General features: G+C 62.5%; 21 protein-coding genes. 4 read left to right on the top strand and 17 right to left on the bottom strand.

Translation table 11 applies throughout. The features are described from left to right. Positions 1 to 49: 49 nt before the first annotated feature. The gene (locus tag ABVK50_RS21185) at positions 50 to 298 is read right to left on the bottom strand and encodes an aa3-type cytochrome c oxidase subunit IV (protein ID WP_353644706.1); all 249 of its coding nucleotides are present in this window, start codon (positions 296 to 298) and stop codon (positions 50 to 52) included. 218 nt (positions 299 to 516) lie between these two features. On the opposite strand from ABVK50_RS21185, the gene ABVK50_RS21190 reads away from it, so the two are divergent. Next, entirely contained in the window at positions 517 to 1,239 is a 723-nt protein-coding gene (locus ABVK50_RS21190; protein WP_353644705.1) for a DUF2270 domain-containing protein, read from the top strand. Between the two features lie 14 nt (positions 1,240 to 1,253). Here the strand turns inward: ABVK50_RS21190 and ABVK50_RS21195 are convergent, their stop codons facing one another. The 14 genes from ABVK50_RS21195 to ABVK50_RS21260 all read right to left on the bottom strand — a co-directional run bounded on the left by ABVK50_RS21195 (position 1,254) and on the right by ABVK50_RS21260 (position 18,611). Beyond that, complete coding sequence (locus ABVK50_RS21195; RefSeq protein WP_353644704.1) at positions 1,254 to 2,087, bottom strand: ABC transporter ATP-binding protein; 834 nt, start codon at positions 2,085 to 2,087, stop codon at positions 1,254 to 1,256. Positions 2,088 to 2,189: 102 nt separating this feature from the next. Further along, positions 2,190 to 3,506 (bottom strand): ABC transporter substrate-binding protein, encoded by a 1,317-nt coding sequence (locus ABVK50_RS21200; RefSeq protein ID WP_353644703.1) that lies wholly within the window; start codon positions 3,504 to 3,506, stop codon positions 2,190 to 2,192. Between the two features lie 81 nt (positions 3,507 to 3,587). After that, positions 3,588 to 4,664, bottom strand: a complete 1,077-nt coding sequence (locus tag ABVK50_RS21205; protein ID WP_353644702.1) for a branched-chain amino acid ABC transporter permease — start codon at positions 4,662 to 4,664, stop codon at positions 3,588 to 3,590. 10 nt (positions 4,665 to 4,674) lie between these two features. Then, positions 4,675 to 5,634 carry a branched-chain amino acid ABC transporter permease gene (locus ABVK50_RS21210; protein ID WP_353644701.1) on the bottom strand — a complete coding sequence of 320 codons (960 nt, stop codon included), beginning with the start codon at positions 5,632 to 5,634 and terminating at the stop codon, positions 4,675 to 4,677. Then, positions 5,631 to 6,191, bottom strand: a complete 561-nt coding sequence (locus tag ABVK50_RS21215) for an NUDIX domain-containing protein (RefSeq protein WP_353645860.1) — start codon at positions 6,189 to 6,191, stop codon at positions 5,631 to 5,633. Before ABVK50_RS21215 ends, ABVK50_RS21210 begins: the two co-directional genes overlap by 4 nt. A gap of 97 nt (positions 6,192 to 6,288) precedes the next feature. Next, the gene (locus tag ABVK50_RS21220; RefSeq protein ID WP_353644700.1) at positions 6,289 to 6,438 is read right to left on the bottom strand and encodes a DUF3096 domain-containing protein; all 150 of its coding nucleotides are present in this window, start codon (positions 6,436 to 6,438) and stop codon (positions 6,289 to 6,291) included. 12 nt (positions 6,439 to 6,450) lie between these two features. Next, positions 6,451 to 7,275, bottom strand: coding sequence for an ABC transporter ATP-binding protein (locus ABVK50_RS21225; RefSeq protein WP_353644699.1), 825 nt, complete (start codon positions 7,273 to 7,275; stop codon positions 6,451 to 6,453). After that, positions 7,272 to 9,260, bottom strand: coding sequence for an AMP-binding protein (locus tag ABVK50_RS21230; protein WP_353644698.1), 1,989 nt, complete (start codon positions 9,258 to 9,260; stop codon positions 7,272 to 7,274). The genes ABVK50_RS21225 and ABVK50_RS21230 overlap by 4 nt, the downstream gene beginning before the upstream one ends. A gap of 348 nt (positions 9,261 to 9,608) precedes the next feature. Next, positions 9,609 to 10,283, bottom strand: coding sequence for a Crp/Fnr family transcriptional regulator (locus ABVK50_RS21235; RefSeq protein ID WP_353644697.1), 675 nt, complete (start codon positions 10,281 to 10,283; stop codon positions 9,609 to 9,611). A gap of 96 nt (positions 10,284 to 10,379) precedes the next feature. Beyond that, positions 10,380 to 11,156, bottom strand: a complete 777-nt coding sequence (locus ABVK50_RS21240; protein ID WP_353644696.1) for a hypothetical protein — start codon at positions 11,154 to 11,156, stop codon at positions 10,380 to 10,382. A 150-nt stretch (positions 11,157 to 11,306) separates the two neighbouring features. After that, positions 11,307 to 13,619 carry an EAL domain-containing protein gene (locus ABVK50_RS21245; RefSeq protein WP_353644695.1) on the bottom strand — a complete coding sequence of 771 codons (2,313 nt, stop codon included), beginning with the start codon at positions 13,617 to 13,619 and terminating at the stop codon, positions 11,307 to 11,309. A 140-nt stretch (positions 13,620 to 13,759) separates the two neighbouring features. Continuing rightward, positions 13,760 to 17,239, bottom strand: coding sequence for an indolepyruvate ferredoxin oxidoreductase family protein (locus ABVK50_RS21250; protein ID WP_353644694.1), 3,480 nt, complete (start codon positions 17,237 to 17,239; stop codon positions 13,760 to 13,762). A gap of 240 nt (positions 17,240 to 17,479) precedes the next feature. Next, positions 17,480 to 18,007 (bottom strand): hypothetical protein, encoded by a 528-nt coding sequence (locus ABVK50_RS21255; RefSeq protein ID WP_353644693.1) that lies wholly within the window; start codon positions 18,005 to 18,007, stop codon positions 17,480 to 17,482. Then, positions 18,000 to 18,611 (bottom strand): CGNR zinc finger domain-containing protein, encoded by a 612-nt coding sequence (locus ABVK50_RS21260; protein WP_353644692.1) that lies wholly within the window; start codon positions 18,609 to 18,611, stop codon positions 18,000 to 18,002. The genes ABVK50_RS21255 and ABVK50_RS21260 overlap by 8 nt, the downstream gene beginning before the upstream one ends. 94 nt (positions 18,612 to 18,705) lie before the next feature. Between ABVK50_RS21260 and ABVK50_RS21265 the strand changes: the two genes are divergently transcribed. The 3 genes from ABVK50_RS21265 (at position 18,706) to ABVK50_RS21275 (ending at position 22,198) form a co-directional block, all read left to right on the top strand. Further along, positions 18,706 to 19,611, top strand: a complete 906-nt coding sequence (locus tag ABVK50_RS21265; protein WP_353644691.1) for a branched-chain amino acid ABC transporter permease — start codon at positions 18,706 to 18,708, stop codon at positions 19,609 to 19,611. 176 nt (positions 19,612 to 19,787) lie between these two features. After that, positions 19,788 to 20,372, top strand: a complete 585-nt coding sequence (locus tag ABVK50_RS21270; RefSeq protein WP_353644690.1) for a TRAP transporter small permease subunit — start codon at positions 19,788 to 19,790, stop codon at positions 20,370 to 20,372. After that, a complete protein-coding gene (locus ABVK50_RS21275; RefSeq protein WP_353644689.1) occupies positions 20,369 to 22,198 on the top strand; it encodes a TRAP transporter large permease subunit in 1,830 nt (609 codons plus the stop codon). The genes ABVK50_RS21270 and ABVK50_RS21275 overlap by 4 nt, the downstream gene beginning before the upstream one ends. An 86-nt stretch (positions 22,199 to 22,284) precedes the next feature. On the opposite strand, the gene ABVK50_RS21280 is transcribed toward ABVK50_RS21275, so the two are convergent. Together ABVK50_RS21280 and ABVK50_RS21285 are read right to left on the bottom strand one after the other, a co-directional pair. Next, positions 22,285 to 23,391, bottom strand: a complete 1,107-nt coding sequence (locus ABVK50_RS21280; RefSeq protein WP_353644688.1) for a TRAP transporter substrate-binding protein — start codon at positions 23,389 to 23,391, stop codon at positions 22,285 to 22,287. A gap of 187 nt (positions 23,392 to 23,578) precedes the next feature. Next, entirely contained in the window at positions 23,579 to 24,685 is a 1,107-nt protein-coding gene (locus ABVK50_RS21285; protein ID WP_353644687.1) for a TRAP transporter substrate-binding protein, read from the bottom strand. Between the last annotated feature and the right edge of the window lie 215 nt (positions 24,686 to 24,900).

The following is a 24,900-nucleotide window of genomic DNA, read 5'->3' on the forward strand; positions in this document are numbered from 1 at the left end:
TCGGCTGGATTTCAATCGGACGCGGAGAACCCGCGGCCGGGACGAATGGTCAGGCGACGTGCCTCGGCGCGCGGCGGATCAGGTAGATGCCGATGACGCAAATGATCAGAAAAAGGAACAAGGCGGAAAAGAAGCCGGCATTGGTGAAGAAGCCGAACGCCATCGCCGCAAGCAGGGCCAGGCAGACCAGCGAACCGTATTTGGCGAGAAGCAGAAATCCCAGATAGGTTTTCTCGTGCTCGGAATAGTCCATGTCGGCGCCCATTTCGAGCGGGCCGTTCGGCGCGTGGTCAGCCATCAATAAACCCCTTGAAAATGCTTTCCTGCGCACATAGCGAAAACGGCGCGCCAGGGCAATGCCGCGATTACCCTTCCGGATGCGACAAGAGATCAGCCAAAACGCGGCAGGTGCGACGCAACCACGCCCTACTCCCTTGGCGAATCGATTTTTCGCCGGAGCGTTTCTGCCCGAACGCGCGTTAAAATGGACGTGGAGGTTCCGGTTGGGAGGCAGACATGGACGAGACTCGCGAACGACCGAGCGAGGACAACATCGCAAGATGGGAGGTCCCTCCATTTCCGGCGACCTCCTCCGAATACATCACCGTACTGGCGCATTACCACCGCGCCGAGATGGGCCGGATGGCGGGCTGGCGCGACCGTATCGACCGCACCACCAACTGGGCGATCACCGGCGTGGCGGCCATGCTGTCGCTGTCGCTGTCCTCGCCGACATCGCACCACGGCGTGCTTCTGTTCGCCATGGTTCTGGTGCAGTTGCTGCTCCTGATAGAGGCGCGGCGCTACCGCTTCTTCGACGTCTATCGCGGCCGCGTGCGCCGGCTGGAGAAGAACTACTTCGCCCAGATTCTCGCGCCGATGCCGGACCCGGATGGCGGCTGGGGCAAAATCCTCGGCCAGGATCTTCGCAAGCCGCGTTTCCTGATCCCTCTGCGCGTGGCCATGTCGCGGCGGCTGAAGCGAAACTATTTCTGGATGTTTTTGATCCTGCTTCTGGCTTGGGTGCTGAAGATCTCGACGCCCAAGCTGCAGGACGAAGGAGTGGCGCGCGAACTGGCCTGGTCCGTCAACGAAATCGTCGGCAGCGCGGCATTCGGGCCGGTACCCGGCTGGGCCATCATGCTCGCCGTGATCGGCTTCTACGGGTGGCTGGTCTTCATGGCGTTAAGCCCCGACGTCGAAACCGTCGAAGCGACCTATGGAGAGGTGCACGTTTGAGGGTGTAATCCCCCTCAGGCCAACCATCTCTTCCGGCGCTTGTAGTGCTTCACGTCCTTGAACGACTTGCGGCCCTCGCCGGCTACGCCGAGGTAAAACTCCTTTACGTCTTCATTTTCGCGCAGCGCCGAAGCCTCGCCGTCGAGCACGATGCGGCCCGATTCGAGGATGTAGCCGTATTTGGCGAAGCGCAGCGCGACATTGGTGTTCTGCTCGGCGAGCAGGAAGGACACGCCCTGCTCCTCGTTCAGCTTCTTCACGATCTCGAAGATTTCTTCCACTAGCTGCGGAGCGAGCCCCATGGACGGCTCGTCGAGCAGGATCATTTTCGGCCGGCTCATCAGCGCCCGGCCGATTGCCGTCATCTGCTGTTCGCCGCCCGACGTGTAGCCGGCCTGGCTTGACCGGCGCACTTTGAGGCGCGGGAAATATTCGTAGACGAGATCAAGATCCTCGCGGATCGCTGCCTTGCCGTCGCGGCGCGTGAACGCGCCGGTCATCAGATTGTCCTCGACCGTGAGATGGCCGAAGCAATGGCGACCCTCCATGACCTGAATGCAGCCGCGCCTGACCAGATCGTTCGGCGACAGCGCCTGGACTTCGTCGCCCTCGAACACGATCGAGCCCTTGGTGACCTCGCCGCGCTCGGCGTGGAGCAGATTGGAAATCGCCTTCAGGGTTGTCGTCTTGCCCGCGCCATTGGCCCCGAGCAACGCGGTGATGCCGCCCTGCGGCACGGTCAGCGAAACGCCCTTCAGGACCAGGATGACGTGATCGTAGATCACCTCGATATTGTTGACCGAGAGAATGGGGGTGGCGGGCGGCGTTATCGGGAGGGCATCTGTCATTTTAGCCGGCTCCATCTTTCCAAAGATAGGCGCTGCCCCTCACCCTCTCCCCGTGAAGAACGGGGAGAAGGTGCCGCAGGCGGATGAGGGGCGGCACTATCGCTACATCTTGCACTCTTCGTTGATCGGCCACGGCGCGTTGGCGGCCGCGTATTCCTTGGCCGCGGTTTCAACCAGTGGGTCGATCGCTGCGCGGTCGGCAGTCAGCAGTTCCGACACCTTGTTGAACTTCGTGCCGTCCCATTCGATCATCCACGCTCCCGAATGGCCGGTATGGTCGGCGCAGCTTGTCGAGAACGGCGGGATCATGCCCTCGAGGCCGAGTTCGGCGATCCGGGCCTCATCGAATTTGAGGTTTTCCAGACCCCAGCGCAGCTGCTCGGCATCGATCACCTTGGCGTCGAAATGCTCCTGTGCGACTTTCACGCCTTCAGCAAGCATCGCAGAGATCAGCACGCCGCGCTGGTAGAACACCCAGTCGAACTCGCCGCTGGACTGGTCGATCATCGACTTGCCTGCATCGACGACGTGCTTCTTGATGTCCTGCATGGCCGGCGCGTTCGAATTCGGCAGGCTCCACGAAATCGCGCGATAGCCCTTGGCCGCCTCGCCGGAGACCTTCATGTCGCCGTCGTGACCGGACCACCAGATGCCGACGAACTGGTTCATCGGATATTTGGTCTTGACCGCTTCGGTGATGGCGCCGGCGTTCATTGCGCCCCAGCCCCACATCAGCACGAAATCAGGCCGCTCGCGCCGGATCTGCAGCCACTGCGCCGACTGGTTCTGCATCTCCTTGAGACCGACCGGTATGGGCAGGAGCGTGAAGCCGTGCTTCTCGGCAGCCTGCTCGAACAGCGGGATCGGCTCCTTGCCGTAGGGATGGTCGAGATGCAGAAGCGCGATCTTCTTGCCCTGCAGGCTGTCAAGATTGCCGTCCGAGATCGCCTGCAGGATCATGTTGGCGCCGTCCCAATAGGAGGCCGGCGGATTGAACGCCCACTGGAAGGTCTTGCCGTCCTGCATGGCCGAGAAGCCGTAGCCCGGCGCAAGAATCGGGATCTTGTCGACATTGGATTTCGGCAGAACCTGCAGCGTGATGCCGGTCGACCAGGGCTGGGTGACGATGCCAGTCGCCTTGGTCTTTTCGTAGCACTCGACGCCCTTTTCGGTGTTGTAGCCGGTCTCGCACTCCTCATAGCCGAGCGTGACGCCGTTCATGCCGCCGTCGCGCTCGTTGAGCATCATCATGTAGTCGCGCTGGCCGTTCATCAGCGGGATGCCGGTGGATGCGAACGGACCTGTCCGATAGCTGAGGTTGGGCAGGCTGACGCTGTCCTGGGCGATGGCCGGAGCGGCGAGCACCGTTCCTGCGGCGAGCGCCGCGCAAAGCAGGGTGGTCTTCAGCAGTCTTTTCATTTTCATTTCCTCCACTTGTTCGTTTCTCCGTTACGGATCGGGCGAACCAACCCCGTATCCTTTCGGCCGCTTCTGATCGACCTAATGCGGAAACGGCCACATGATCAGTTTCTCCCTGATGATTGCCCAGAAGCGCGCCAGCCCGTGCGGCTCCACAATCAGGAACATGATGATCAGCCCGCCTATGATCATGGTGTTGAGATGTTCCGCCATAGATGAGCTGATCGGAATGCCGAAGGCGGCCGGCAGCGTGCCGATGATGACCGGCAGCGCCACGATCAGGATCGCGCCGAGATAGTTGCCGAGGATCGAGCCGAGCCCGCCGATAATGGCGATGAACAGCACCCGGAACGACAGCGGAATGTCGAACAGGTTCGGCTCGGCCGCACCCCGCCACAGGAACACGAACAGCGCGCCCGAAATGCCGACGATGTAGGACGATACGGCGAAAGCCGACAGCTTCGCCTTCATGAGATTGATGCCGACCAGTTCGGCGGCGATGTCCATGTCGCGCACCGACTTCCATATGCGGCCGATGCGGCCGCGCGTGATGTTGATGGCGAGCCAGGTCACGGCGCAGACGACGACGAGTACGAAATAATACTGCACGATCGAGGAGGCGCGCGGCCCGGTTACCGTGACGCCGAACATCTGGATATTGGGCACCTGGATCGCGCCCGAGGCATTGTAATTGTAGAGCCAGGCCCACTTCTCGAACAGCCAGACCAGGAAGAACTGCGCCGCCAGCGTAGCGATGGCTAGATAGAAGCCTTTGATCCTGAGCGAGGGCAGGCCGAAGGCGACCCCGACAGCGGCCGAAAAGAAGCCCGACAGCGCGATGGCGACGAGAATATTCAGCTCCGGGAAAATGGTGATCAGCTTGTAGCACGCGTAGGCGCCGACACCCATGAACGCGCCCGTGCCGAGCGAGAGCTGCCCTGCATAGCCGGTGAGGATGTTGAGGCCGAGGGCAGCGAGCGCATAGATCAGCACCGGGACGAGCAGCGCATTGAAGGTGAATTCGCTGGCCGTTAGCGGAAAGACGACGAACGCCATGACGAGGATGAAGGCGAGCAGCCATGCATCCTGCTTGACCGGGAACAGCGCGTGGTCTGCCTCGTAGCTGGTCTTGAACTGGCCTGCGGTGCGGTAGAGCATGGCTTCTCCTTCACACCCGCTCGATGATCTTTTCGCCGAACAGGCCCTGCGGCCGGAACAGAAGCACGATCAGTGCGAAGACGAAGGCGAACCAGGTCTCGGTGTTGCCGCCGAGCAGCGGCTGGCCCCAGTAGATCTCGAACAGCTTTTCCAGGATGCCGATGGCGAGGCCACCGATGATAGCGCCGAGCACCGATTCCAGACCGCCCAGCATCAGCACCGGCAGCGCCTTGAAGGCGATGACTTCCAGCGCGAATGAGACGCCGGCGCGGGCTCCCCAGACGATGCCGGTGGCGAGCGCGATGACTCCGGCGATGAACCAGACCAGCACCCAGATGGTCGACAGCGATATGCCGACGGAGAGCGCGGCCTGGTGGTCGTCGCCGAGCGCGCGGATGGCGCGGCCCATCTTCGACTTGTTAAGGAAGAAGATGAGCCCTGCGACCAGAAGCACCGCGCCGACGACCGCGGTCAGATCCTTCTGTTCGATCGAAACGAAGCCGCCGAACGGCTCGAAGGTGAAGCTGCCCGTCGGGATGAAGAGCTGTTCGGTGATCATCACCTTGTTTTCGCCGCCGAAGATGATCTCGCCGAAGCCGATCAGGAACAGCGTGATGCCGATCGTGGCCATGAACAGAATGATGTCGGGCTGGTTGACGAGCGGGCGCAGCACCACGCGCTCGATGACCACAGCCAGGATGAACATGACGACCAAAGTCAGCGGCAGGGCAAGCAGCGCCGGCACGCCCTTTTCGTAGAGGCCGACCAGGGTGAGCGCTGCGAACACCACCATGATGCCTTGCGCGAAATTGAAGATGCGCGAGGATTTGTAGATGAGCACGAAGCCGAGCGCTATCAGCGCGTAGAGCACGCCGGCGACCAGCCCCTCCCAAAGCACCTGGAGGAGAAAATCCGGCGCGGCGGCCATGTCGGCGAAGGGCTTGATGAAAATGCCTTCAATCAGGTTCATAGGATACCCCGCAGGCGCATGTGATAAAGCAGCAGAATGGTCTTGGCGTCGCGTATTTCGCCGCTCTCCACCATAGCGAGAGCGCGGTCGAAACTGATTTCCAGAACCTCGATGTTCTCGTTCTCGCCGTCGGCGCCGCCGCCATTGGTAGGGCGGTCCGAGGGATCGTATTCGGCCATGAAGAAATGCAGCCGCTCGGTGACCGAACCCGGACTCATGAAGATGTCGAAGACGGGCTCGACATCGCCGATGCGATAGCCTGTTTCCTCGGCCGCTTCGCGGCGGATTGCATCGCCCGGGCTGTCATCGTCAAGCAGCCCGGCCGCCGCCTCTATCATCTGGCCGTCCACAACGCCGTTCAGGAAAGCGGGGAGCCGGAACTGCCGCGTCAGTACGACGCTGCGCCGCGCGCGGTTGTAGAGCAGGATCGTAGCCCCGTTGCCGCGATCGTAGGCCTCGCGCGTCTGCCGCTGCCAGGAGCCGTCCGCAAGGCGGAGATCGAAATCGTAGCGGTTCAGATGATACCAGTTGGCCGACAACGGCGACACTTCATGCATTCGCACGCCGCTCTGTTCCGGCGGCGGGAAGTTCGACGCGGCCGTGGGTTTCGGACGCTGGCTCACCTTGATTCTCCCCCCGCCACACCCATGCGCCTCAGCCCGTCAGTTGCGGGAACAGCCCGAGCAGGCCGACGATGATCAGATAGATCGCGACGATGTAATTCAGAAGCCGCGGTACGATCAGGATCAACACGCCGGCAATCAGAGCGATCAGCGGCGACAGCGGCAGGGTTGCGATATCCATGTCGTTTTCCTTTCAATGCGCGACGCCGAGATAGGCGTCTATGACGTCTTGGTTGGATTTCACGGCATCGGGCGTGCCGTCGGCGATCTTTTTGCCGTAGTCGAGAACTACGACGCGGTCGGAAAGGTCCATGACCACGCCCATATCATGCTCGATCAGCGCGATCGTCGTGCCGCGCTGCCGGTTCACGTCGATGATGAACCGGCTCATATCCTCTTTCTCCTCGAGATTCATGCCGGCCATCGGCTCATCGAGCAGAAGCAGCGACGGCTCCATGGCGAGCGCGCGGCCAAGCTCGACGCGCTTCTGCAGCCCGTAGGGCAGCTTGCCGACGGGGGTGCGGCGGATGTGCTGGATTTCGAGGAAGTCTATGATCTCCTCGACCTTTTCGCGGTGCTCGATCTCCTCCCTAAGCGCCGGTCCGTGCCACAGCATCTGCCAGAACAGGCTGCGATGCATCATAACCGAGCGACCGGCCATGATGTTGTCGAGCGTGGACATGCCCTTGAACAGAGCGACGTTCTGAAAGGTGCGGGCTATGCCCTGGCGGACCGCATGATGCGGCTTCATCGCTCGCCGCTCCTGGCCGCGGAAGACGATGGTGCCCTCCTGCGGCGTGTAGAAGCCGTTGATGACGTTGAGCATCGACGTCTTGCCGGCGCCGTTCGGGCCGATGATGGCGCGGATCTCGCCCTTCTTCACGTCGAAGGAGATGTCGGTGATCGCCTTCACCCCTCCGAAGCGCAGCGAGACGTTCTTCACCTCCATCAACAAACCGCCCATCGGGATGCCGTCATCGGCGATGGCAAGCTTCATCGGCTCGGGACGCGCATTCATTCGGCGGCCTCCCTGATCTCCGGCCGCGCTGCGGGATAGGTCTTCGCATCCACGATCTTCACCGTGGCGCGGACCACGCCCTTGCGCCCATCCTCATAGGTCATTTCGGTCTCGACGAATTTTTCCGTCGAACCGTCATATAGCGCCTCGATCAGCGGGGCATAGCGTTCGGCAACGAAGGCGCGGCGGACCTTCAGCGTGCGCGTCAGTTCGCCGTCATCGGCGTCGAGTTCCTTGTGCAGCACCAGGAACCGCTTGATCTGCGCGCCGGCCATGACCGGCTCCTTCGACAGGCGCAGATTGGTTTCGTCGACATTCCTGCCGATCATCTCGTAGACCTGCGGATGTCCTGCCAGCTCCTGGTAGGAGGCGTAGGCGATGTTGTTGCGTTCCGCCCAATTGCCGACAGCCTGCAGGTCGATATTGATGAATGCGGCGGCGAAATCGCGGCCATGCCCGAAAGCCACCGCTTCCTTGATGTTGGGAAAGAATTTCAGCGTGTTCTCGATGTATTTCGGGGCAAACAGCGCGCCCGACGTGAGCTTGCCCACATCCTTGGCGCGGTCAATGATCTTGAGCTGTCCGTCCGTATCGAAGAAGCCGGCGTCGCCGGTCTTGACGTAGCCGTCTTCCGTCAGCGTTTCGGCCGTGGTGTCTTCCTGCTTGAAATAGCCGGCAAACATGCCAGGCGAGCGGAACAGCACCTCGCCTGAATCGGAGATGCGGATGTCGACGTTCGGCGCGGCCGGCCCAACAGTGTCGGCGCGAACCTCGCCATCCTTCTGCACGGTGACATAGAGGAACGCTTCGGTCTGGCCGTAGAGCTGTTTCAGATTGATGCCGAGCGAGCGGAAGAAGGAAAACAGATCCTGCCCAATGGCCTCACCCGCCGTATAAGCGACGCGTATGTTGGAAAGCCCGAGCACATTTCGCAGCGGCGCATAGACCAGGAACTTCCCCAGCTCGTAGGAGATGCGCCCCGAAAGCGGCACCGGCCTGCCCTCCAGGATCGCCTCGCCGTATCGCTTCGCCACGCCGATGAAATAGTCGAACAGCTTGCGCTTCAACCAGCCGGCGTCTTCCATGCGGATAGTGACGCTGGTGAGCAGGCCCTCGAAGATGCGCGGTGGCGCGAAATAGAAGGTCGGCCCGATTTCACGCAGATCCTGCGCGACGGTTTCGCCGCTTTCCGGGCAGTTCATGCACAGACCCGAAACGTAACCTTGCGCGTAGTTCAGATAGTGGTCTCCGACCCAGGCCAGCGGCAGATAGGCCAGCACGCTGTCCTTTTCGGAAAGCCCGTCGAATTCGGCGGTGTCGCGCGCCGCATTGACCGCGCCGGCCGCCGTGATCATGACGCCCTTGGAGCGCCCGGTAGTGCCGGACGTATAGAGCATCACCGAGATGTCGCCGCCGCTCGCCTCGCGGATGCCGCGCTCCCAGCGCTCCGCCAGACCGGGATCGGCGGCGAGCAGCGCATCGCCCCTTTCCTGGACGGCAGTAAAGGCGGTTAGGCCGGAATGATCATAGCCGTCGAGGCCGCGGGGTTCGTCATAGATGATCTCGCGAAGCATCGGAATGCTGTCGGAGAAGGACCGGATCTTGTCGACCTGCTCCTGGTCCTGGACCACAGCGAAACGGACTCCGGCATGATCGAGGACGTAGGCCATCTCCTCGGCGACAGCGTCGGCATAAACCGGCACCGGCACGGCGCCCAGCGACTGGGCGGCGGCAAAGGTCCAGTAAAGGCGTGGGCGGTTGGCGCCGACGATGGCAATCTTGTCGCCATGGCTGAGCCCTAGCGCCTGGAGCCCTAGCGCCAATGCGCGAATTTGCGCGAGCTGCTCCGCCCAGGTCCAGCTTTGCCAGATGCCGTAATCCTTGTGGCGCATAGCGGGGCGGTTGCCGAACCGCTGGGCATTGAGCAGCAGGTATTTCGGAAAGGTGTCGAGGGTGACCCCGGCGGCGGCCGCCGTCGCTACCATGACAATGCTCCTCCCGGCCCGGCATCAACAATGGGCGCGCCCATTGTGCCAGCGCCGGACTTCGGCGCAAATGCGCCATTAGACCAAATGCCGCCCGGAGCATCCAGCAGCGGCCGCATGCGCGACCATTCCGACCCGGCTCGACGCCAAGGTTTTGCCACTCACTTCCTCCCGTTGTCGCGCCGGGTCCCATCCCGCCGCGGCGCCTGTCCGTGAATCCGGCAGGCTTTGAACTTAAGCTATTATGGAAATGTGCGGGCGACAACGCACCCCTTGACAGACAGGACGGCAGATTGTCTTTTGAATGCGCGGCACATGCGCCGCAATCCCTCATTCCTGCAGAGCTCTTCAAGCGCCATAGTTTGCCAGGCGCTCGACGTCGATCACATCGATCCGGCCATGCTCCACGCGCAGCAGGCCTTCCTCCTCGAGCGCCCGCAGGCTTCTGTTGACGACCTGTCGCGACACTCCGGCAAGCAGCGCCAGTTCGTCCTGCGTGATTTCGATATGGTCGTGCACATCCGGATAGAGCACGGAATTGAAGAACCATGAGAGATTGCGCGCGACCCGCGCCTTCGGGTCCAGTATGCGGTCGTACTCGGTCGTGGCGATGAACTGCCCCAAGCGCTCGTTGAGCTGGCGCACGAGAAACCGGTTGAAGGCCGCACTGTTGTCGCAGAGCCAGAAGAAGGTGCTCTTGTTGAGCATCGCAAGGCGTGTCTCGCGCAGGGCAACGAGATCGTATTTGCGCGGCTCGTCCTTGAGCACGGAGCCCTCGCCGAACCAGCCGCCCGGACCTGCGCCCGCGAATGTCATCGCCTTGCCGTCGCGCGATATGGCGCTGATCTTGACCAGCCCGGTGATGACGCCGGTCCAGTAGTCGAGCCTGTCGCCGCGGTGGCAGACGTAACTGCCCTTGGCGAAGGTCTTTTCGCTGATGCCGCGGCTTGCCCGCTCGATCTCGTCGTCGGCGAGTTCAGCGGCCCAGATTGCCGCGCGGACAAGGTCGCTTCTGGTGTTCATGAAGCCTCGGCGAGAGCACGGCATTGGCCGATATCCGCCAAATTTATGGACGTTCGGCGCCAGCAACGCAATGCGGCCCGCCGATTTCCCGGACGGTCAGGCGGCGTCGCGAAAATACTTCGCCGTCGGCAAAATCGTCAGCGGCGCAAGCTCGCCGCGGAGAGGTTTGCCGAACATCAATCGCTGCTCCATCGCCGTCGATTTGAAGAAGGGAAAGCGTGAGAAGGAGCGCTCGCGAATGGCGCTGACGTCGGCGCGATAGAGAACGACCGGATAGTTCAGGCCGGGATAGTTGCGCAGTTCGCCGATCTGCTCGGAGCAGTAGATGCGCTTGTAGAAGCCGGCATGCTCTTCCCGGATGGTCGAAAGGCAATAAGGCGCCTCGAAGTGGAAGCAGGCCATTCCGGCGAGCCGCAGCGTGAGATAGGGTATCTGTGGATAGACACGCGACCAGTCCGGATCGGCCGCAAAGCGGCTCGGATCCACGAAGGTGAGGCCGCCGGCCATCATGGGACGCAGAATGTCGCCATAGACCGTCGTCGACGGTGATTGCGGCGTGGCCAGCGACGCATGATGAATGCGCAAGGTGCTGACGAGGGCCCCATCGACATAGATGCCGAATTTGTAGCAGTTCGGCGCTTCGTCGAGCTCGTCATGGACAATATGATCGGGATTTTCCGGGACCATGTCGCTCAGGCGATATGATTTGTAGCGAAGCCGGTAGATGTCTTCGAGGTCTTCGCCCTTGTCGCAACGGCGATACTCAGTGCGCTCCAGCAGCGCCAGAATGTTCTTAGCGAAACTCGATACTTCAGACGCATCGGCACTAACCGCCCCGGCGCTGTTGCCGAACGCCGCCTGCTGCACAACCATGGATACCCTCGCACTCCGCCGTCACACCAAGGGTACGCGACGGTCGGCATATGTAAAGTTGAAAATACCGCAGGAGCTGTTTACCGAAGGTTAAGGTTAACCTCTCGGGGAGATTGTCCGACTAGCAGACTTTCGCCGGATTCGGAAAACTCAGCTTGCAGCGCCGCGTTCGGCCGATTTGATGTCGTTGCCGAAGGGCCAGATCGTATTCGACATCGTCTCGATGCCGGAGGCCGAAAGAGCCGACCCGAAGAGGAAGCCCTGCACCAGATCGGGCTTCACTGAAAGCGCCAGAATTTTCAGCTGCTCGAAGGTTTCGACGCCCTCGACGGTTATGACCAGGCCAAGCGGGCGCGAAAGATTGACGATGCCCTTCAGCAATTCGAGCGAGCGCGGATTGTGCCCCATGTCAACGAGGAAGCTGCGGTCGATCTTGATCTTGTCGAGCGGCAGCTTGTGCAGATAGCTCAGGCTCGAATAGCCCGTGCCGAAATCATCGAGCGCGATCCGAACGCCGAGGCCCTTGAGCTCCTCAATGTACTGCCCGGTCAGCGACTTGTCGTCGAGCAGCGCCGTTTCCGTCACCTCGATCTCTAGCCGGTGCGCGGCGAGGCCCGACTGGGCCAGCGCATCGCGCACCTTGTCGACCACGTTGCGGTGACGGAAATCCTTGGCAGAAAGGTTGACCGAAACGCTGATCTGTTCGGGCCAGCGCGCGCATTCAGCGGTGGCGGCCTGCAGCACGAAACTGCTGATCTCCGAAATGATGCCCATTTCCTCGGCGAGTGGAATAAAGGTGGCCGGCGATATCGAACCGAGCTCGGGATGATCCCAGCGGCACAGGGCCTCGCAACTGGCGATACGCATCGTGTCCATTGCCACGATCGGCTGATAGACGACGCGCAGGCCCTTCGCCTCGACGGTGCTGCGCAGATCCGCCTTCATGAGCTGGCGATTGCGGAACGCGGCGTCCATCGCCGATTCGAAGAGCTGCCAGTCGTTCTTGCCGAGTTCCTTGGCTTTGTAGAGGGCCAAGTCGGCCTTCACGACCATCGCGTCGACCTCGGTATCCCTGACGCGACAGAGCACCGCGCCGCCGCTGGCCTGAATGCGTAGCACGTGGCCGGCCACGTCGACGTCGCCCTGCAGGCCGGCGAAGATGCCGTCCAGCATTTCAGCCAGATGGCTGTCGTCGTCGAGCCGGTCGAAATAGATCATGAACTCGTCGCCGCCGAAGCGGCTGACGCGGACGCCTTCGTCGGCAAAGGCGGCGAGCCGTTCGGCAACGGCGTAGATCAGCCCGTCGCCGACCGGATGGCCGAGCGCGTCGTTGACGCTTTTGAAGTCGTCGAGGTCAAGAACCGCGAGACCGCAGAGCCTGTCCGGGTCGCCGGCTTGCATGAACTCGCCGACGAGTTCTTGGAAATAGGCGCGGTTCGGCAGGCCCGTCAGATTGTCGTAGCGCGCCATCGTGCGGATCTTCTCTTCCGCCTCGACGCGCTGCGAGACGTCCTCGAAGGTGATGACGCCAAGATCCTGGCTGCCTTCGCGCGCCGAGAACTCGTAGTGCTGGCCATTGGAGAACGAGACCAGCACCTTGCGGTCGCGCCCCTCGCGCAGCGCGCGCGTGAGCTGAGCCTCGATGTAGCGGCAATCCTTGAGCGCCAGCATGCCGCCTGCAACGCCGCGCATAAGCAGCGAATGGATCGAGCGCCCGAGGAGCGCGTCGGGCGATTTTAGCGACATCAGGTGAGCGGCTTCCGCATTCGCGACCACGACCTTGCCGTTGGGGCCTAGCATGACAAGGCCGTGCGACATGGTGTTGAGCGCTCGATTGAACCGCTGGGCGAGCCGGCTCGCCTTCTTCTCCTCCGAAATCGCGGTGAACAGCACGTCACGAACCGTGTCGGCAAAGCGCTTGATGGCGAAGAGGAACGGCGCCGACAGAAGGCCAAGGATGATATGATAGGGGTCGCCGCGCAGGATGAAGCCGAGTGAGATTGGCCATGTCAGCGCCATGATGAAGATCATCACCATGCGCGGCGAGCCATAATTGCGGCCTGCGATGGAGGTGGCGGAGGCGAGCGTGACTGCGACCGAGGCGATCTCGGCGAAACTGTCGTGTGCTAGGTAGATGCCGAGGAAACAGAACGTTCCAAGCATGAACCCATGCATGGAGCCGTAGACGATATAATCGTTCTCGCGGTGACGGGCCTCCTGCCTGTCCTTCGGCGGCGGCGCGTTGCGGTACTTGCGGATGTTGCGCATGCGCAGGATCGCCACGACGATCATGCCAAACGCGAGAAGGAGGTAGAGCGGGTCCGCGGTTTTCCAATAAACCAGGATCACGAGCAGGGTTTGCGCCGCAAATCCGATCGCAAGCGTCGTACCGTCGCGGAACAGCGTCTCCACGAAAGGAATGTAGACGTCGACGGGAATCTCGCTTTTTCGTCTCGTGGGCACGCCTGAATCCCGCTTTCGGGAGCCAAGCTTTGCCACATTCGCCTTAAAAAAGGCTTATACAGCGTATGGCCGCAAATCGTTAACGCAAAGGTAAGGACTCGCGATACAGCAAACATACTTGAAGCGGCAAAAAAGCGGCTTTATTCTGCCGCTTCCAGCTCCGGCTTCGCCTCTGCGCCTTCAAGGCGCGCCAGAAGCCGGGCCCGCTCGCCGGCCGCCCTTTCCGCGTTGGCCTGCTTGACATGGCCATAGCCGCGGATGAGAGCAGGCACGGACGCCAGCGCCGCCGCCGCCTCAATCTTCGCCGGCGACAGGGCTTTTACGATACGGTCGACATCGGCCTCGTAGCGAGCCAGCAGATCGCGCTCCAGCCGCCGCTCGGCGGAATAGCCGAAGACATCAAGCGCCGATCCGCGCAGGCCCTTCAGCGACGCGAGCAGGCGGAATGCCTTCATCATCCAAGGCCCGAAACTGGACTTCCTCGGCTTTCCATCCGCACCGCGACGGCCCATGATCGGCGGCGCGAGGTGGAATTCCAGCCGTTCGTATTCCTGGAATTGCGCGGCCAGTTGGCGCTGGAACGAGCCGTCCGTGTAGAGGCGGGCGACTTCGTACTCGTCCTTGATCGCCATCAGTTTGAAGAGGTTTTTCGCCACGGCCTCGGCGACTGTTCTTGAACCCGGCAAGGCGGCCTGCTCGGCCTTGCGGACGACTGCGACGCGATCCGCGTAGCGCTTCGCATAGACGGCATTCTGATAGGCGGTCAGAAACTCTACGCGGCGCGCCACCGTCTCGTCGAGCGACTGTGCGGCGCCGGAATCCGCCGCCTGGCCGGGCCGGCCGAGCATCCCTTTGACGAAATCCGGCTGATGCGCCGCGCGTCGCCCCCAGCGGAAGGCCGCGATGTTCATGGCAACCGCCTCGCCATTGAGCTCGACGGCGCGTTCGATCGCCTCCGCCGACAGCGGCAGGCCGCCGTGCTGGTAGGCGAAGCCCAGCATGAACATGTTGGCGCCGAGCGAGTTGCCGAACAGCGCCGAGGCAGTGCGCGTGGCGTCGAAGAAATGTGCCTTGTGTTCGCCGGCGGCCTCGCGAATGGCCTTCTTCAGCCGCTCGACGGGCAGTGAGAAATCGGCCAAACGCGCGAAATCGCCCGGCATTATCTCGGCGGTATTGGCGACGAAGATCGTATGACCCTCGCGCACCGCCGCCAGCACCTTCTTGTTGCCCGACACGACGAGGTCGCAGCCGAGCACGAGATCGGCCTTGCCCGCCGAGACGCGTATGGCATGGATCTCCTCCGGGGTTTTTGCAATGCGGACGTGTGAGAACACCGCCCCGCCTTTCTGCGCCAGGCCCGCCATGTCGATCATGCCGCAGCCCTTGCCCTCCAGATGCGCGGCCATGCCGAGGATGGCGCCGATCGTGACGACGCCGGTGCCGCCGACGCCGTCGATGATCGACGACCAGCCATCGCGGTCGAGCGCAAAAAGCTGCGGCTCCGGCACGCCTTCAAGCGGATCGGATTTTCCGGCCATGCCTTCGGCCTTGCGGATCTTCGCGCCATGCACGGTCACGAAGGACGGGCAGAAGCCGTTGACGCAGGAGAAATCCTTGTTGCAGCTCGACTGGTCGATGCGGCGCTTGCGGCCGAACTCGGTTTCGACCGGCTGGATCGACACGCAGTTCGACTGTACGCCGCAATCTCCGCAGCCTTCGCAGACGAGTTCGTTGATGATGACGCGCTTGTCGGGGTCGGGAAAGGTTCCGCGCTTGCGGCGGCGGCGCTTTTCGGCAGCGCAGGTCTGGTCATAAAGCAGAACGGAGACGCCTTTCGTCTCGCGCAGCTGGCGTTGCACAATGTCGAGTTCGTCTCGATGGTGAATGGTGGCGCCGGCCGGAAAAATCATGCCGGCGGAAGCGTATTTGCCCGGCTCGTCTGTGACGATAGCGATACGCTCGACGCCTTCGGCGCGCACCTGGCTTGCGATCATGTCGACGGTGAGATTGCCTTCGTGCGGCTGGCCGCCGGTCATGGCGACCGCGTCGTTGTAGAGGATCTTGTAGGTGATGTTGGCACCCGAGGCGAGCGCGAAGCGCAGCGCCAGCGAGCCGGAATGGTTGTAGGTGCCGTCGCCGAGATTCTGGAAGATGTGCTCGCGCGTCGAGAACGGCGCCTGGCCGACCCACTGCGCCCCCTCCCCGCCCATGGCGGTGAATCCGACCGTGGAGCGGTCCATCCACAGCGCCATGAAATGGCAGCCGATGCCCGCGGCGGCGATGGAGCCTTCCGGCACCTTGGTCGAGGAATTGTGCGGGCAGCCGGAGCAGAAGAACGGCGTGCGCGCGCCGATGTCCTTCGTGTCGGCGAGCATCGCCTGGAACTGCCTTAGCCGGGCGACCCGCGCCGAAATCTCCTCCGACGGCCCAATGGTCTTGACGATGCGCTCGCCGAGCGCGATTGCGATGTCGTTCGGGTCGAGCGAGCCCTTGGCCGGGAACAGCCAGCCGCCGCGTTCGTCCTTCTTGCCGATCACCACCGGCTGCATGGCCGTGTTGTAGAGGCTTTCGCGCAACTGGACTTCGATCAGCGAGCGCTTTTCCTCGACGACGATCACCATTTCGAGGCCGCGCACGAAATCCGCAATGTGCTCGAAGTCGAGCGGCCACGGGCAGCCGACCTTGAACAGGCGCACGCCGATCTGGTTGGCTCGGTCTTCGTCGACGCCAATGTCCTCGAGCGCCTGGCGCACGTCGAGATAGCTTTTGCCGATGGTGACGATGCCGATCTTCGGATTGCGGCCGCCCGAATAGACGATCCGGTTGAGGTCGTTGGCCTTGATGAAGGCCGAGGCCGCGGCGCGCTTGTGTTCATGCAGGCGCGCCTCCTGGCCGAGTTGGTCGAGCTCGTGGCGGATGTTCAAGCCGCCGGGCGGCATGTCAAATTCCGGGATGACGATGTTCAGCCGGTCGAGCGAGGCGTCGACCGATGCGGTCGATTCGATATTGTCCTTGACGCATTTGATCGCCGCCCACGTACCCGCAAAGCGCGACATGGCGTAGCCGTAAAGGCCGTAGTCGATCAGTTCCTGCACACCCGCCGGATTGAGGATCGGGATCATGGTGTCTACAAAGAGAAACTCGGTGGCGTGCGCGTTGGTGGACGATTCGGCCATGTGGTCGTCGCCCATCAGCGCGAGCACGCCGCCATGCTTCGACGACCCGGCGAGATTGGCGTGGCGGAACACATCGCCGGAGCGGTCGACGCCCGGTCCCTTGCCGTACCAGATCGAAAACACGCCATCATATTTGCCTTCGCCGAGCAGTTCCGTCTGCTGTGTGCCCCAGCAGGCCGTGGCGGCGAGTTCCTCGTTCAGCCCCGGCTGGAAAACGATATTGGCGTCGGCAAGCTGCCGCTTGGCTCTCCAGAGCTGGAGGTCGAGGCCGCCGAGCGGTGAGCCGCGATAGCCGGAAACGAAGCCGGCGGTGTTCAGCCCCGCGCGGCGATCGCGCTCGCGCTGCATCAGGAGCATGCGCACAACCGCCTGCGCGCCCGACAGGAAGATACGCTCCTTGGAAAGGTCGAACTTGTCGTCGAGCGCAACGTCGTGAAGCGTCATCTGCAATTCCTTCGACGCGGCAGCTCAAATGAGGCCGTTCCGCGTCAGGCATGTTTTGGCCGGAGTGTTTCGCCCATTGCCGAGAAGGTCAAACGAAATCAAGCAGCCCAGCGCCGAAGCAAGCCGCTACGCTTTCCGAAAGGTGAGCAGCGAAACAATGCGACGCAATCCATCCAAGCGGCGCACGATTCGTTCGCCGAATAGTCCTCAGGAAGCGAACCTCCGCGTTCACGTCAAGCCTCACGCCGGGCAGGACTCGCCGTCGCCATCGAGCAGCTTGCCGTCCGGACGGCCGGCGAGATCGGGATTGGGCGTGTAGGCTGGACCAAGGACGAGCGGGCGGTCCGGCAGCAGCGACTGGTCCTCGGAAGAGGTCATGGTCGTCTCGATCGTCTGCATGACGCGTCCGTCCGCCCCTTCGATGCGGATCGAAACATGGTAGGGCCGGTCCTTGACGACGCAGCGTAGCGGCGGGCTTTCGATCGTCGTCTTTTCGAGCTTCGGCCAGATCTTCTGGCGCACCACGATCGGTTCGCCGCCTGCCGGATCCTCGAAGCTGGCGACCGCCGTCTCGCCTTCGCGCATGGGCTGGAGCGGCCGCAGATTGACGAGATAGGTCGCGGTTGCGACCCGATAGTTGAAGACGAAAAGCTTCCCGGCGATTTCGAAATACTCGCCCTCACCGCCCGTATCGCGGCAGGCGCCCAGCGCCAGCATGGCGACGAGAAGCGGCGCGAGCATTGGGCCGGCGCGTTTGACATTACGCATATTCGTGTTCCTCGGTGATAGGCTTGCGGCGGCGGTAGTGGCGCCTGGCTTTTTGGCGGTTTCCGCAGACCGCCATGTCGCACCACAGGCGGCTGCCGTTGCGGCTGCGGTCGAGAAACAGCCAACCGCAGTTCCGGCAAATCCGGAGCCTGCGCAGGTTGTCCTGCGACATCAGCGAAAGCGCCGAGACGGCCAGCGCCGCCTCCAGGGCGATGGGCGTCGCCGGGTCGCCGAACGGCTCTCCAGGCGCGGCAACGAACGAGGCATGGCCGCGCAACCCGGCGGCGCAAGCTTCCAGGAAATCAGGCAATGCGGTGGTCGCCACCGAGCCTTCGGATGCAGCGCCACGAAACAGCCGGTCCGTCGTCTCGCGGATGGCGAGCACTGTGGGCGCGATCTCATGCGGATCGGCGACGGCCAGCGCGCGACCGCCGAGTTCTTCCCCCCGGAAGTTGGTGGCCGCCTCGGCGAAGCGGGCGATCTCTGCCGGATCGTCGAAACGGTCGAACGTTCGCGCCGCATCGCCGCGCAGCACGACCGTGTTGGCCGCGTCCAGCGCCAGCGCGCCACCGGAGAATCGATGCTTTGTCCAGGTAACCGCCATGCGAAAAAATCTAACCGACAAATCGCGTTTGACAAGTTATATTCGGCAGCGCAGTTTCGGCTGCGCCACGGAGGTTCGCGGCGGACGGATACGCATGCTCTACTTCCTGCAGCAATTGCTCAACGGACTGCATATCGGCGCGATCTATGCGCTGCTCGCCTTCGGCTACGCTGTGAGCAACGGCGTGCTTCACCGCACCAACCTTGCGCATGGCGCGCTGTTCGCGTTTGCCGGGCAAACCATGATCCTTGTCGCCGTGTTTGGGTGGCAGGTTCTGTGGCTGACGCTGCCGGCCACTATCGCGCTCGGCATCGCCGCCGCCTTCGCCTACTCGGCGCTGATCGCCTGGATATTGTCGCGCGGTGTGTTTCAGAAACTCGCCGGACGCTCTCCCAACACCATCGTCGCGGCGACGCTCGGCGTCTCGCTCGTGCTGCTGGAACTCGGCCGCATCGCCGCCGAGACCCGCGACTTTTGGCTGCCGCCGCTTCTGGCCGGCCCGTTCGTCTTTGCGGCCGACGACCGATTCCGGGTGACGCTGACGTCGTTGCAGATGGTCAATTGCGCCATCGCCCTTGCGGCAATCGTCGCCGCCAATGCTGTGCTGGCGCGCTCGCGCTTCGGGCGCGAATGGCGGGCCGTCACCGACGACCCCGGGGCGGCGGCGCTTTGCGGAGTGGATACTGGCCTGATCTTCCACCGCTCGATACTGCTCGGGGCGATGGCGGCGGCGCTGGCAGGCGTGCTCGCCGGCCTGTATTTCGGCAACATCAGCTTCGACACCGGGCTCGTCTTCGGGTTGAAGGTCCTGTTCGTGACCGCCGTCGGCGGCTACCTCGCGCCGGCGCGCGCGGCGCTCGGCGCGGCGGCGTTCGGCATCGCCGAATCGCTTTGGTCGGGCTATTTCCCGATCGAATGGCGCGACGCCTGGATGTTCCTGTTCCTTGTTGCGCTGCTGGTGCTTCGGCCGGCCCGGCAGGAGCCCGGTACATCCGCATAATCACACCCCGCCAACGGCCGGCGGTTCATTCCCCATTGGCACAATCACCCTGGGTAACTGCACCATCGCGTGTTGACGCGCCGCCAAACACTCGGCATATCCGATGCCATCGCGGCGCGCGAAAAAATCCGGGGAAACGCTAAAGGCTCGCCTCGTACAAAATCTGGGAGGATCGCATGGCAGGGCTACTCGCTCTATCGAGAGCCATTGACCGTATGAACGAGTTCATCGGGAAATGGGTTTCCTGGCTGATTTTGCTGGCCGTGTTGGTCAGCGCGGCGAACGCGGTTATCCGCAAGACGCTCAACATGTCGTCGAACGCCTGGCTCGAGCTGCAGTGGTACCTGTTCGGCGCCGCGTTCCTGCTCGCCGCCGCCTATACGCTCAGGCAGAACGAGCACATCCGCATCGACATCGTCTACGGCATGTTCTCAAGGCGCGTTCAGCACTGGATCGACCTGTTCGGCCACGTCTTCTTCCTGATGCCCTTCGTCATTTTGATGATCTACTATTTCGTCCCCTACGTATCCCTCTCCTTCCGCAGCGGCGAAGTGTCGACCAACGCCGGCGGGTTGATCATCTGGCCGGCGAAATCCCTGCTTTTAATCGGCTTTTCGCTGCTGGCGCTGCAAGGAATCTCCGAGATCATCAAGAAGATCGCCATCATGCGCGGCGACATGGACGATCCCACGCCCTTCATCTCGGTCCACGAACAGGCTGAACTGGAAGCCAAGGCGCTGGCCGAGGAGATCCGCTCATGATCCATTTCATTGCGGAGAACATGGCGCCGATCATGTTCTTCTCGCTCATCGTCTTCATGCTGCTGGGCTATCCTGTCGCGTTTTCCCTCGCCGCCAACGGCCTGCTGTTCTTCGTCATCGGCGTCGAACTGGCGCCCTATTCGGGCAACGAGATCACGCTGTCCTGGCCGCTGCTCTATGCGCTTCCCGAGCGGTTCTGGGGCATCATGTCCAACGACACGCTGCTCGCCATCCCGTTCTTCACCTTCATGGGCATCGTGCTCGAACGATCCGGCATGGCCGAGGACCTGCTCGACACAATCGGCCAGCTGTTCGGCCCGATCCGCGGCGGCCTCGCCTATGCCGTCATCCTGGTCGGCGCGCTGCTTGCCGCGACAACCGGCGTGGTCGCCGCCTCGGTGATCGCCATGGGCCTCATCTCGCTGCCGATCATGCTGCGCTACGGCTATGACCGCCGCGTCGCCACAGGCGTCATCGCAGCCTCCGGAACGCTGGCCCAGATTATTCCGCCCTCGCTCGTCCTGATCGTGCTTGCCGACCAGCTCGGCCGCTCGGTCGGCGACATGTATGCGGGCGCGCTGATTCCCGGCCTGGTGCTGACCTGCCTCTATCTGAGCTACGTGGTCCTGATGTCGATCATCAGGCCGAAATCGATGCCGGCCTTGCCGCTCGAGGCACGAACGCTCGGTCACGGTGTCGTTTCGCTGATCATTGCGATTATAGCGGCCGTCGCCATTTCCTACGCCGCCCATTGGTATCTCGCTCCCTCGCTCGGCGCCAATGCCGGCATCTGGAGCGCCACGATAGGGATCGTCGTCATCTATGCGGCAGCGCTCCTCGACAGGACGCTGAAAATCGGCGCTATGTCCCGGCTGGCGCAGCAGGTCGTCATCGTGCTGGTCCCGCCGCTGGCGCTGATCTTCCTGGTTCTGGGAACGATTTTCCTGGGCATCGCGACGCCGACCGAAGGCGGCGCCATGGGTGCCGTCGGCGCGCTGATCATGGCGGCGGCGAAAGGCAGGCTCACGCTCGAAGTGGTGCGTCAGGCACTGGCGTCGACGACAAGGCTTTCCAGCTTCGTGCTGTTCATACTGATCGGCGCCCGCGTCTTCTCGCTCACCTTCTACGGCGTCAACGGCCACCTCTGGGTGGAACACCTGTTGACCTCATTGCCCGGCGGCGAGATGGGCTTCCTGATCACGGTAAACGTGCTGGTCTTCTTCCTGGCCTTCTTCCTCGACTTCTTCGAGCTGGCCTTCATTATCGTGCCGCTTCTGGCGCCGGCGGCCGCCGCGCTCGGGATCGACCTGATCTGGTTCGGCGTGCTTCTCGGCGTCAACATGCAAACGAGCTTCATGCATCCACCCTTCGGCTTCGCCCTCTTCTACCTGCGGTCGGTGGCGGCGCGCGTGCCTTATCTTGACAGGCTGACCGGCAAGACCATCCAGCCGGTGACCACCGGGCAGATCTACTGGGGAGCAGTGCCCTTCGTCTGCATCCAGGTGATCATGATCGGCCTGGTCATCGGCTTCCCGCAGATGGTCATGCACTACAAGGGACCGGTCATCGACCCGAGCGACGTCGAGATCGTCGTGCCCGGCTTCGGCGGTGGCGGGGGCGGGCAACAGGGATTGCCGGGTCTGGGGCTTCCGCCGCTCGGCGCACCGGCTCCCGCTGATGGCGGCACGGCTCCCGCGCAGCCTGAGCCCGCGCAACCTGCGCCACCAGCCCACGACTTGTCGCAACCGCCCAGTTTCGGTAATCCGGCGCCGACTCAGCCGGCCCCGCCGCCTACCGATCTGTCGCAGCCGCCGAAATTCAACTGAGCGCAAACAAAAGCCCGGCAGTCACGCCGGGCTTTTTCTTCGAGGAAGCCCCGGAAAATCGTTCCGGGGCTCGCATCTGCGATGCGTCAGATATTGCCGGAGCGCTGCTGGATCATCATGAAGGTGTCGAACGTATATTCCGACACCTGCGCCCACAGATAAGCGTCCTTGCGGAACGCCATCTGGCTGTCATAGATCTTCTTGAACGCAGCGTTCGAGGCGTTGATCTCGGCATAGGTGGAGTTGGACGCTTCGAAGCAGGCTGCCAGCACCTCCTGGCTGAACGGACGCAATTCCGCGCCGCCGGCGACCAGCCGCTTCAACGCAGCCGGATTCTTGTAGTCGTAGCTTGCCATCATGTCGCAGTTCGCGGCCTCGCAGGCAGACGTCAGCACCGCCTGATAGCTCTTCGGCAGTTCGTTCCATTTGGCCTGATTGATCAGCGTGTGCAGCACGGGGCCGCCTTCCCACCAGCCCGGATAGTAATAGTACTTGGCGACCTTGTAGAAGCCGAGCTTCTCGTCGTCATAGGGGCCGACCCATTCGGCGGCGTCGATCGTGCCCTTTTCGAGCGACGGGTAGATGTCGCCGCCGGCGATCTGCTGCGGCACGACGCCGAGCTTCTCGACGATCTTGCCGGCGAAGCCGCCAATACGCATCTTGAGGCCTTTTAGATCCTCGATCGTATTGATTTCCTTGCGATACCAGCCGCCCATCTGGGCCCCGGTATTGCCGCAGGCCAGGCCGTGCAGTCCCTGGGTATTGTAGAACTCGTTCAGCAGATCGTTGCCGCCGCCGTAATACATCCAGGCGTTCATCTGGCGCACGTTCATGCCGAAGGGAACGGCGGTCGCCAGCGCGAAGGTGGGGTCCTTACCCCAGTAATAGTATGAGGCGGTGTGGCAGCATTCGACGGTTCCGGCCGCGGTCGCATCCATCGCCTGCAATCCGGGCACCAGTTCGCCCGCCGCGAAAATCTGGATATCGAAATTCCCGTCGGTCGATTCGCGAACGAATCTCGCCATCGTCTCGGCCGCGCCGAAGATGGTGTCGAGCGCCTTCGGAAACGACGAGGTACAGCGCCATGTGATCTTCGGCGCGGTCTGCGCGATGGCAGGCGCGGCCAACGTCGTGGCGGCTGCCGCGCCGGCGCCGGCGAACCCGGCCTTTCTGATGAAACTACGACGATCCATTCCAATTTCCTCCCAGATTGATGATGCGCCGGATCGGTCTTTGCCGATCGCCCGGGCAGCACAATCATGCACGGCGCGACCATTTAGTCCAGCGGAACGGGTCCGCTGTTCCAGGCACAAACCGCGACATGAAAAAAAGCCCCGGAACCTTGCGGCTCCGGGGCTTTTTCAGGCAAGCAGCTCGCGGTTAAATCTTGCCGGCGCGCTGCTGGATCATCATGAAGGTGTCGAAATTGTATTCGGCTATCTGCGCCCACAGGAAATGCTCCTTGCGGAACGTCGTCAGCGAATCCCAGATCTTCTTGAAGCCGGCATTCGATGCCGTGATCTCTGCATAGACCTCGTTCGAGGCATTGAAGCAGGCTTCGAGAATTTCCGGGCTGAACGGACGCAGCTGCGCGCCGTTGGCGACCAGCGTCTTGACCGCCGTCGGGTTCAGGAAGTCGTATTTCTGCAGCATGTCGGCATCCGTCGCCTGGGCGGCGGTGCGGATCAGCGACTGATAAGTCGCTGGCAATGCATCGAACTTTTCCTTGTTGAACATGAGATGGACGGTCGGCCCGCCTTCCCACCAGCCGGGGTAGTAGTAGAACGGAGCCACCTTCTGGAAGCCGAGCTTCTCGTCGTCATAGGGACCGACCCATTCGGCGGCGTCGATCGTGCCTTTTTCGAGGGCGGGATAAACGTCGCCGCCAGCGAGCTGCTGCGGAACGACGCCGAGCTTCTCGACGATCTTTCCGGCGAAGCCGCCGATGCGCATCTTCAGGCCCTTGAGATCGGCGACGGTGTTGATTTCCTTACGAAACCAGCCGCCCATCTGGACGCCTGTATTGCCGCCAGGGAACCCTACCAAGCCCTGCGTGGCAAAGAACTCGTTGACGAGATCGTTGCCGCCGCCATGGTAGAGCCATGCGTTCTGGCCGCGGGCATTGAGCGCAAAGGGAACCGCCGAAGCGAGCGCCCACGTGGGATCCTTGCCCCAGTAGTAATATGCAACGGTGTGGCAGGCCTCGACCGTGCCGGCCGCAGTCGCGTCGGCAGCCTGCAGGCCGGGGACGATTTCGCCCGCGGCAAAGGGCTGAATGGTGAAATTGCCGTCGGTCGCTTCCGAGATCATCTTGGAGAAGACGTCCGCGCCGCCATAGATGGTGTCGAGCGACTTCGGGAAGGACGAGGTGAGCCGCCAGGTGATCTTGGGATTGCTCTGGGCGATGGCCGGAGCCGCAAGCGCCGTCGCGGCCGCAGCGCCGGCGCCAGCGACGCCGGCCTTGGTGATGAATGAACGTCGATCCATGAATTTTCCTCCACGCTTGGATCAGTACAAAACGCCGTCCAGCAGACTGGAGTCTGAATTGCGGTTTCGGCGAAGGCCGCACAATACACACCGGCGGAGTCGAGTCCAGCACGCGGACGGCTTCCCGAAGGTCAAACGGCCCTGGCCCAAAACTATTGTCAAACAGCGCCGGGGATGCGGCTTGGCACGGCGCACTCTCCCATGGAAAACCGCCG

The organism is Mesorhizobium sp. WSM2240 (assembly GCF_040438645.1).
Taxonomy (GTDB): Bacteria; Pseudomonadota; Alphaproteobacteria; order Rhizobiales; family Rhizobiaceae; genus Allomesorhizobium.

Excerpts from the sequence above, each read along its gene's own strand:
- ABVK50_RS21185 (WP_353644706.1), bottom strand. The coding sequence starts at position 298 with ATGGCTGACCACGCGCCGAACGGCCCGCTCGAAATGGGCGCCGACATG.
- ABVK50_RS21265 (WP_353644691.1), top strand. The coding sequence starts at position 18,706 with ATGCTCTACTTCCTGCAGCAATTGCTCAACGGACTGCATATCGGCGCG.
- ABVK50_RS21280 (WP_353644688.1), bottom strand. The coding sequence starts at position 23,391 with ATGGATCGTCGTAGTTTCATCAGAAAGGCCGGGTTCGCCGGCGCCGGC.
- ABVK50_RS21240 (WP_353644696.1), bottom strand. The coding sequence starts at position 11,156 with ATGGTTGTGCAGCAGGCGGCGTTCGGCAACAGCGCCGGGGCGGTTAGT.
- ABVK50_RS21230 (WP_353644698.1), bottom strand. The coding sequence starts at position 9,260 with ATGGTAGCGACGGCGGCCGCCGCCGGGGTCACCCTCGACACCTTTCCG.
- ABVK50_RS21195 (WP_353644704.1), bottom strand. The coding sequence starts at position 2,087 with ATGACAGATGCCCTCCCGATAACGCCGCCCGCCACCCCCATTCTCTCG.
- ABVK50_RS21275 (WP_353644689.1), top strand. The coding sequence starts at position 20,369 with ATGATCCATTTCATTGCGGAGAACATGGCGCCGATCATGTTCTTCTCG.
- ABVK50_RS21220 (WP_353644700.1), bottom strand. The coding sequence starts at position 6,438 with ATGGATATCGCAACCCTGCCGCTGTCGCCGCTGATCGCTCTGATTGCC.
- ABVK50_RS21235 (WP_353644697.1), bottom strand. The coding sequence starts at position 10,283 with ATGAACACCAGAAGCGACCTTGTCCGCGCGGCAATCTGGGCCGCTGAA.
- ABVK50_RS21190 (WP_353644705.1), top strand. The coding sequence starts at position 517 with ATGGACGAGACTCGCGAACGACCGAGCGAGGACAACATCGCAAGATGG.
- ABVK50_RS21270 (WP_353644690.1), top strand. The coding sequence starts at position 19,788 with ATGGCAGGGCTACTCGCTCTATCGAGAGCCATTGACCGTATGAACGAG.
- ABVK50_RS21285 (WP_353644687.1), bottom strand. The coding sequence starts at position 24,685 with ATGGATCGACGTTCATTCATCACCAAGGCCGGCGTCGCTGGCGCCGGC.
- ABVK50_RS21250 (WP_353644694.1), bottom strand. The coding sequence starts at position 17,239 with ATGACGCTTCACGACGTTGCGCTCGACGACAAGTTCGACCTTTCCAAG.
- ABVK50_RS21200 (WP_353644703.1), bottom strand. The coding sequence starts at position 3,506 with ATGAAAAGACTGCTGAAGACCACCCTGCTTTGCGCGGCGCTCGCCGCA.
- ABVK50_RS21215 (WP_353645860.1), bottom strand. The coding sequence starts at position 6,191 with ATGCATGAAGTGTCGCCGTTGTCGGCCAACTGGTATCATCTGAACCGC.
- ABVK50_RS21225 (WP_353644699.1), bottom strand. The coding sequence starts at position 7,275 with ATGAATGCGCGTCCCGAGCCGATGAAGCTTGCCATCGCCGATGACGGC.
- ABVK50_RS21210 (WP_353644701.1), bottom strand. The coding sequence starts at position 5,634 with ATGAACCTGATTGAAGGCATTTTCATCAAGCCCTTCGCCGACATGGCC.
- ABVK50_RS21260 (WP_353644692.1), bottom strand. The coding sequence starts at position 18,611 with ATGGCGGTTACCTGGACAAAGCATCGATTCTCCGGTGGCGCGCTGGCG.
- ABVK50_RS21205 (WP_353644702.1), bottom strand. The coding sequence starts at position 4,664 with ATGCTCTACCGCACCGCAGGCCAGTTCAAGACCAGCTACGAGGCAGAC.
- ABVK50_RS21255 (WP_353644693.1), bottom strand. The coding sequence starts at position 18,007 with ATGCGTAATGTCAAACGCGCCGGCCCAATGCTCGCGCCGCTTCTCGTC.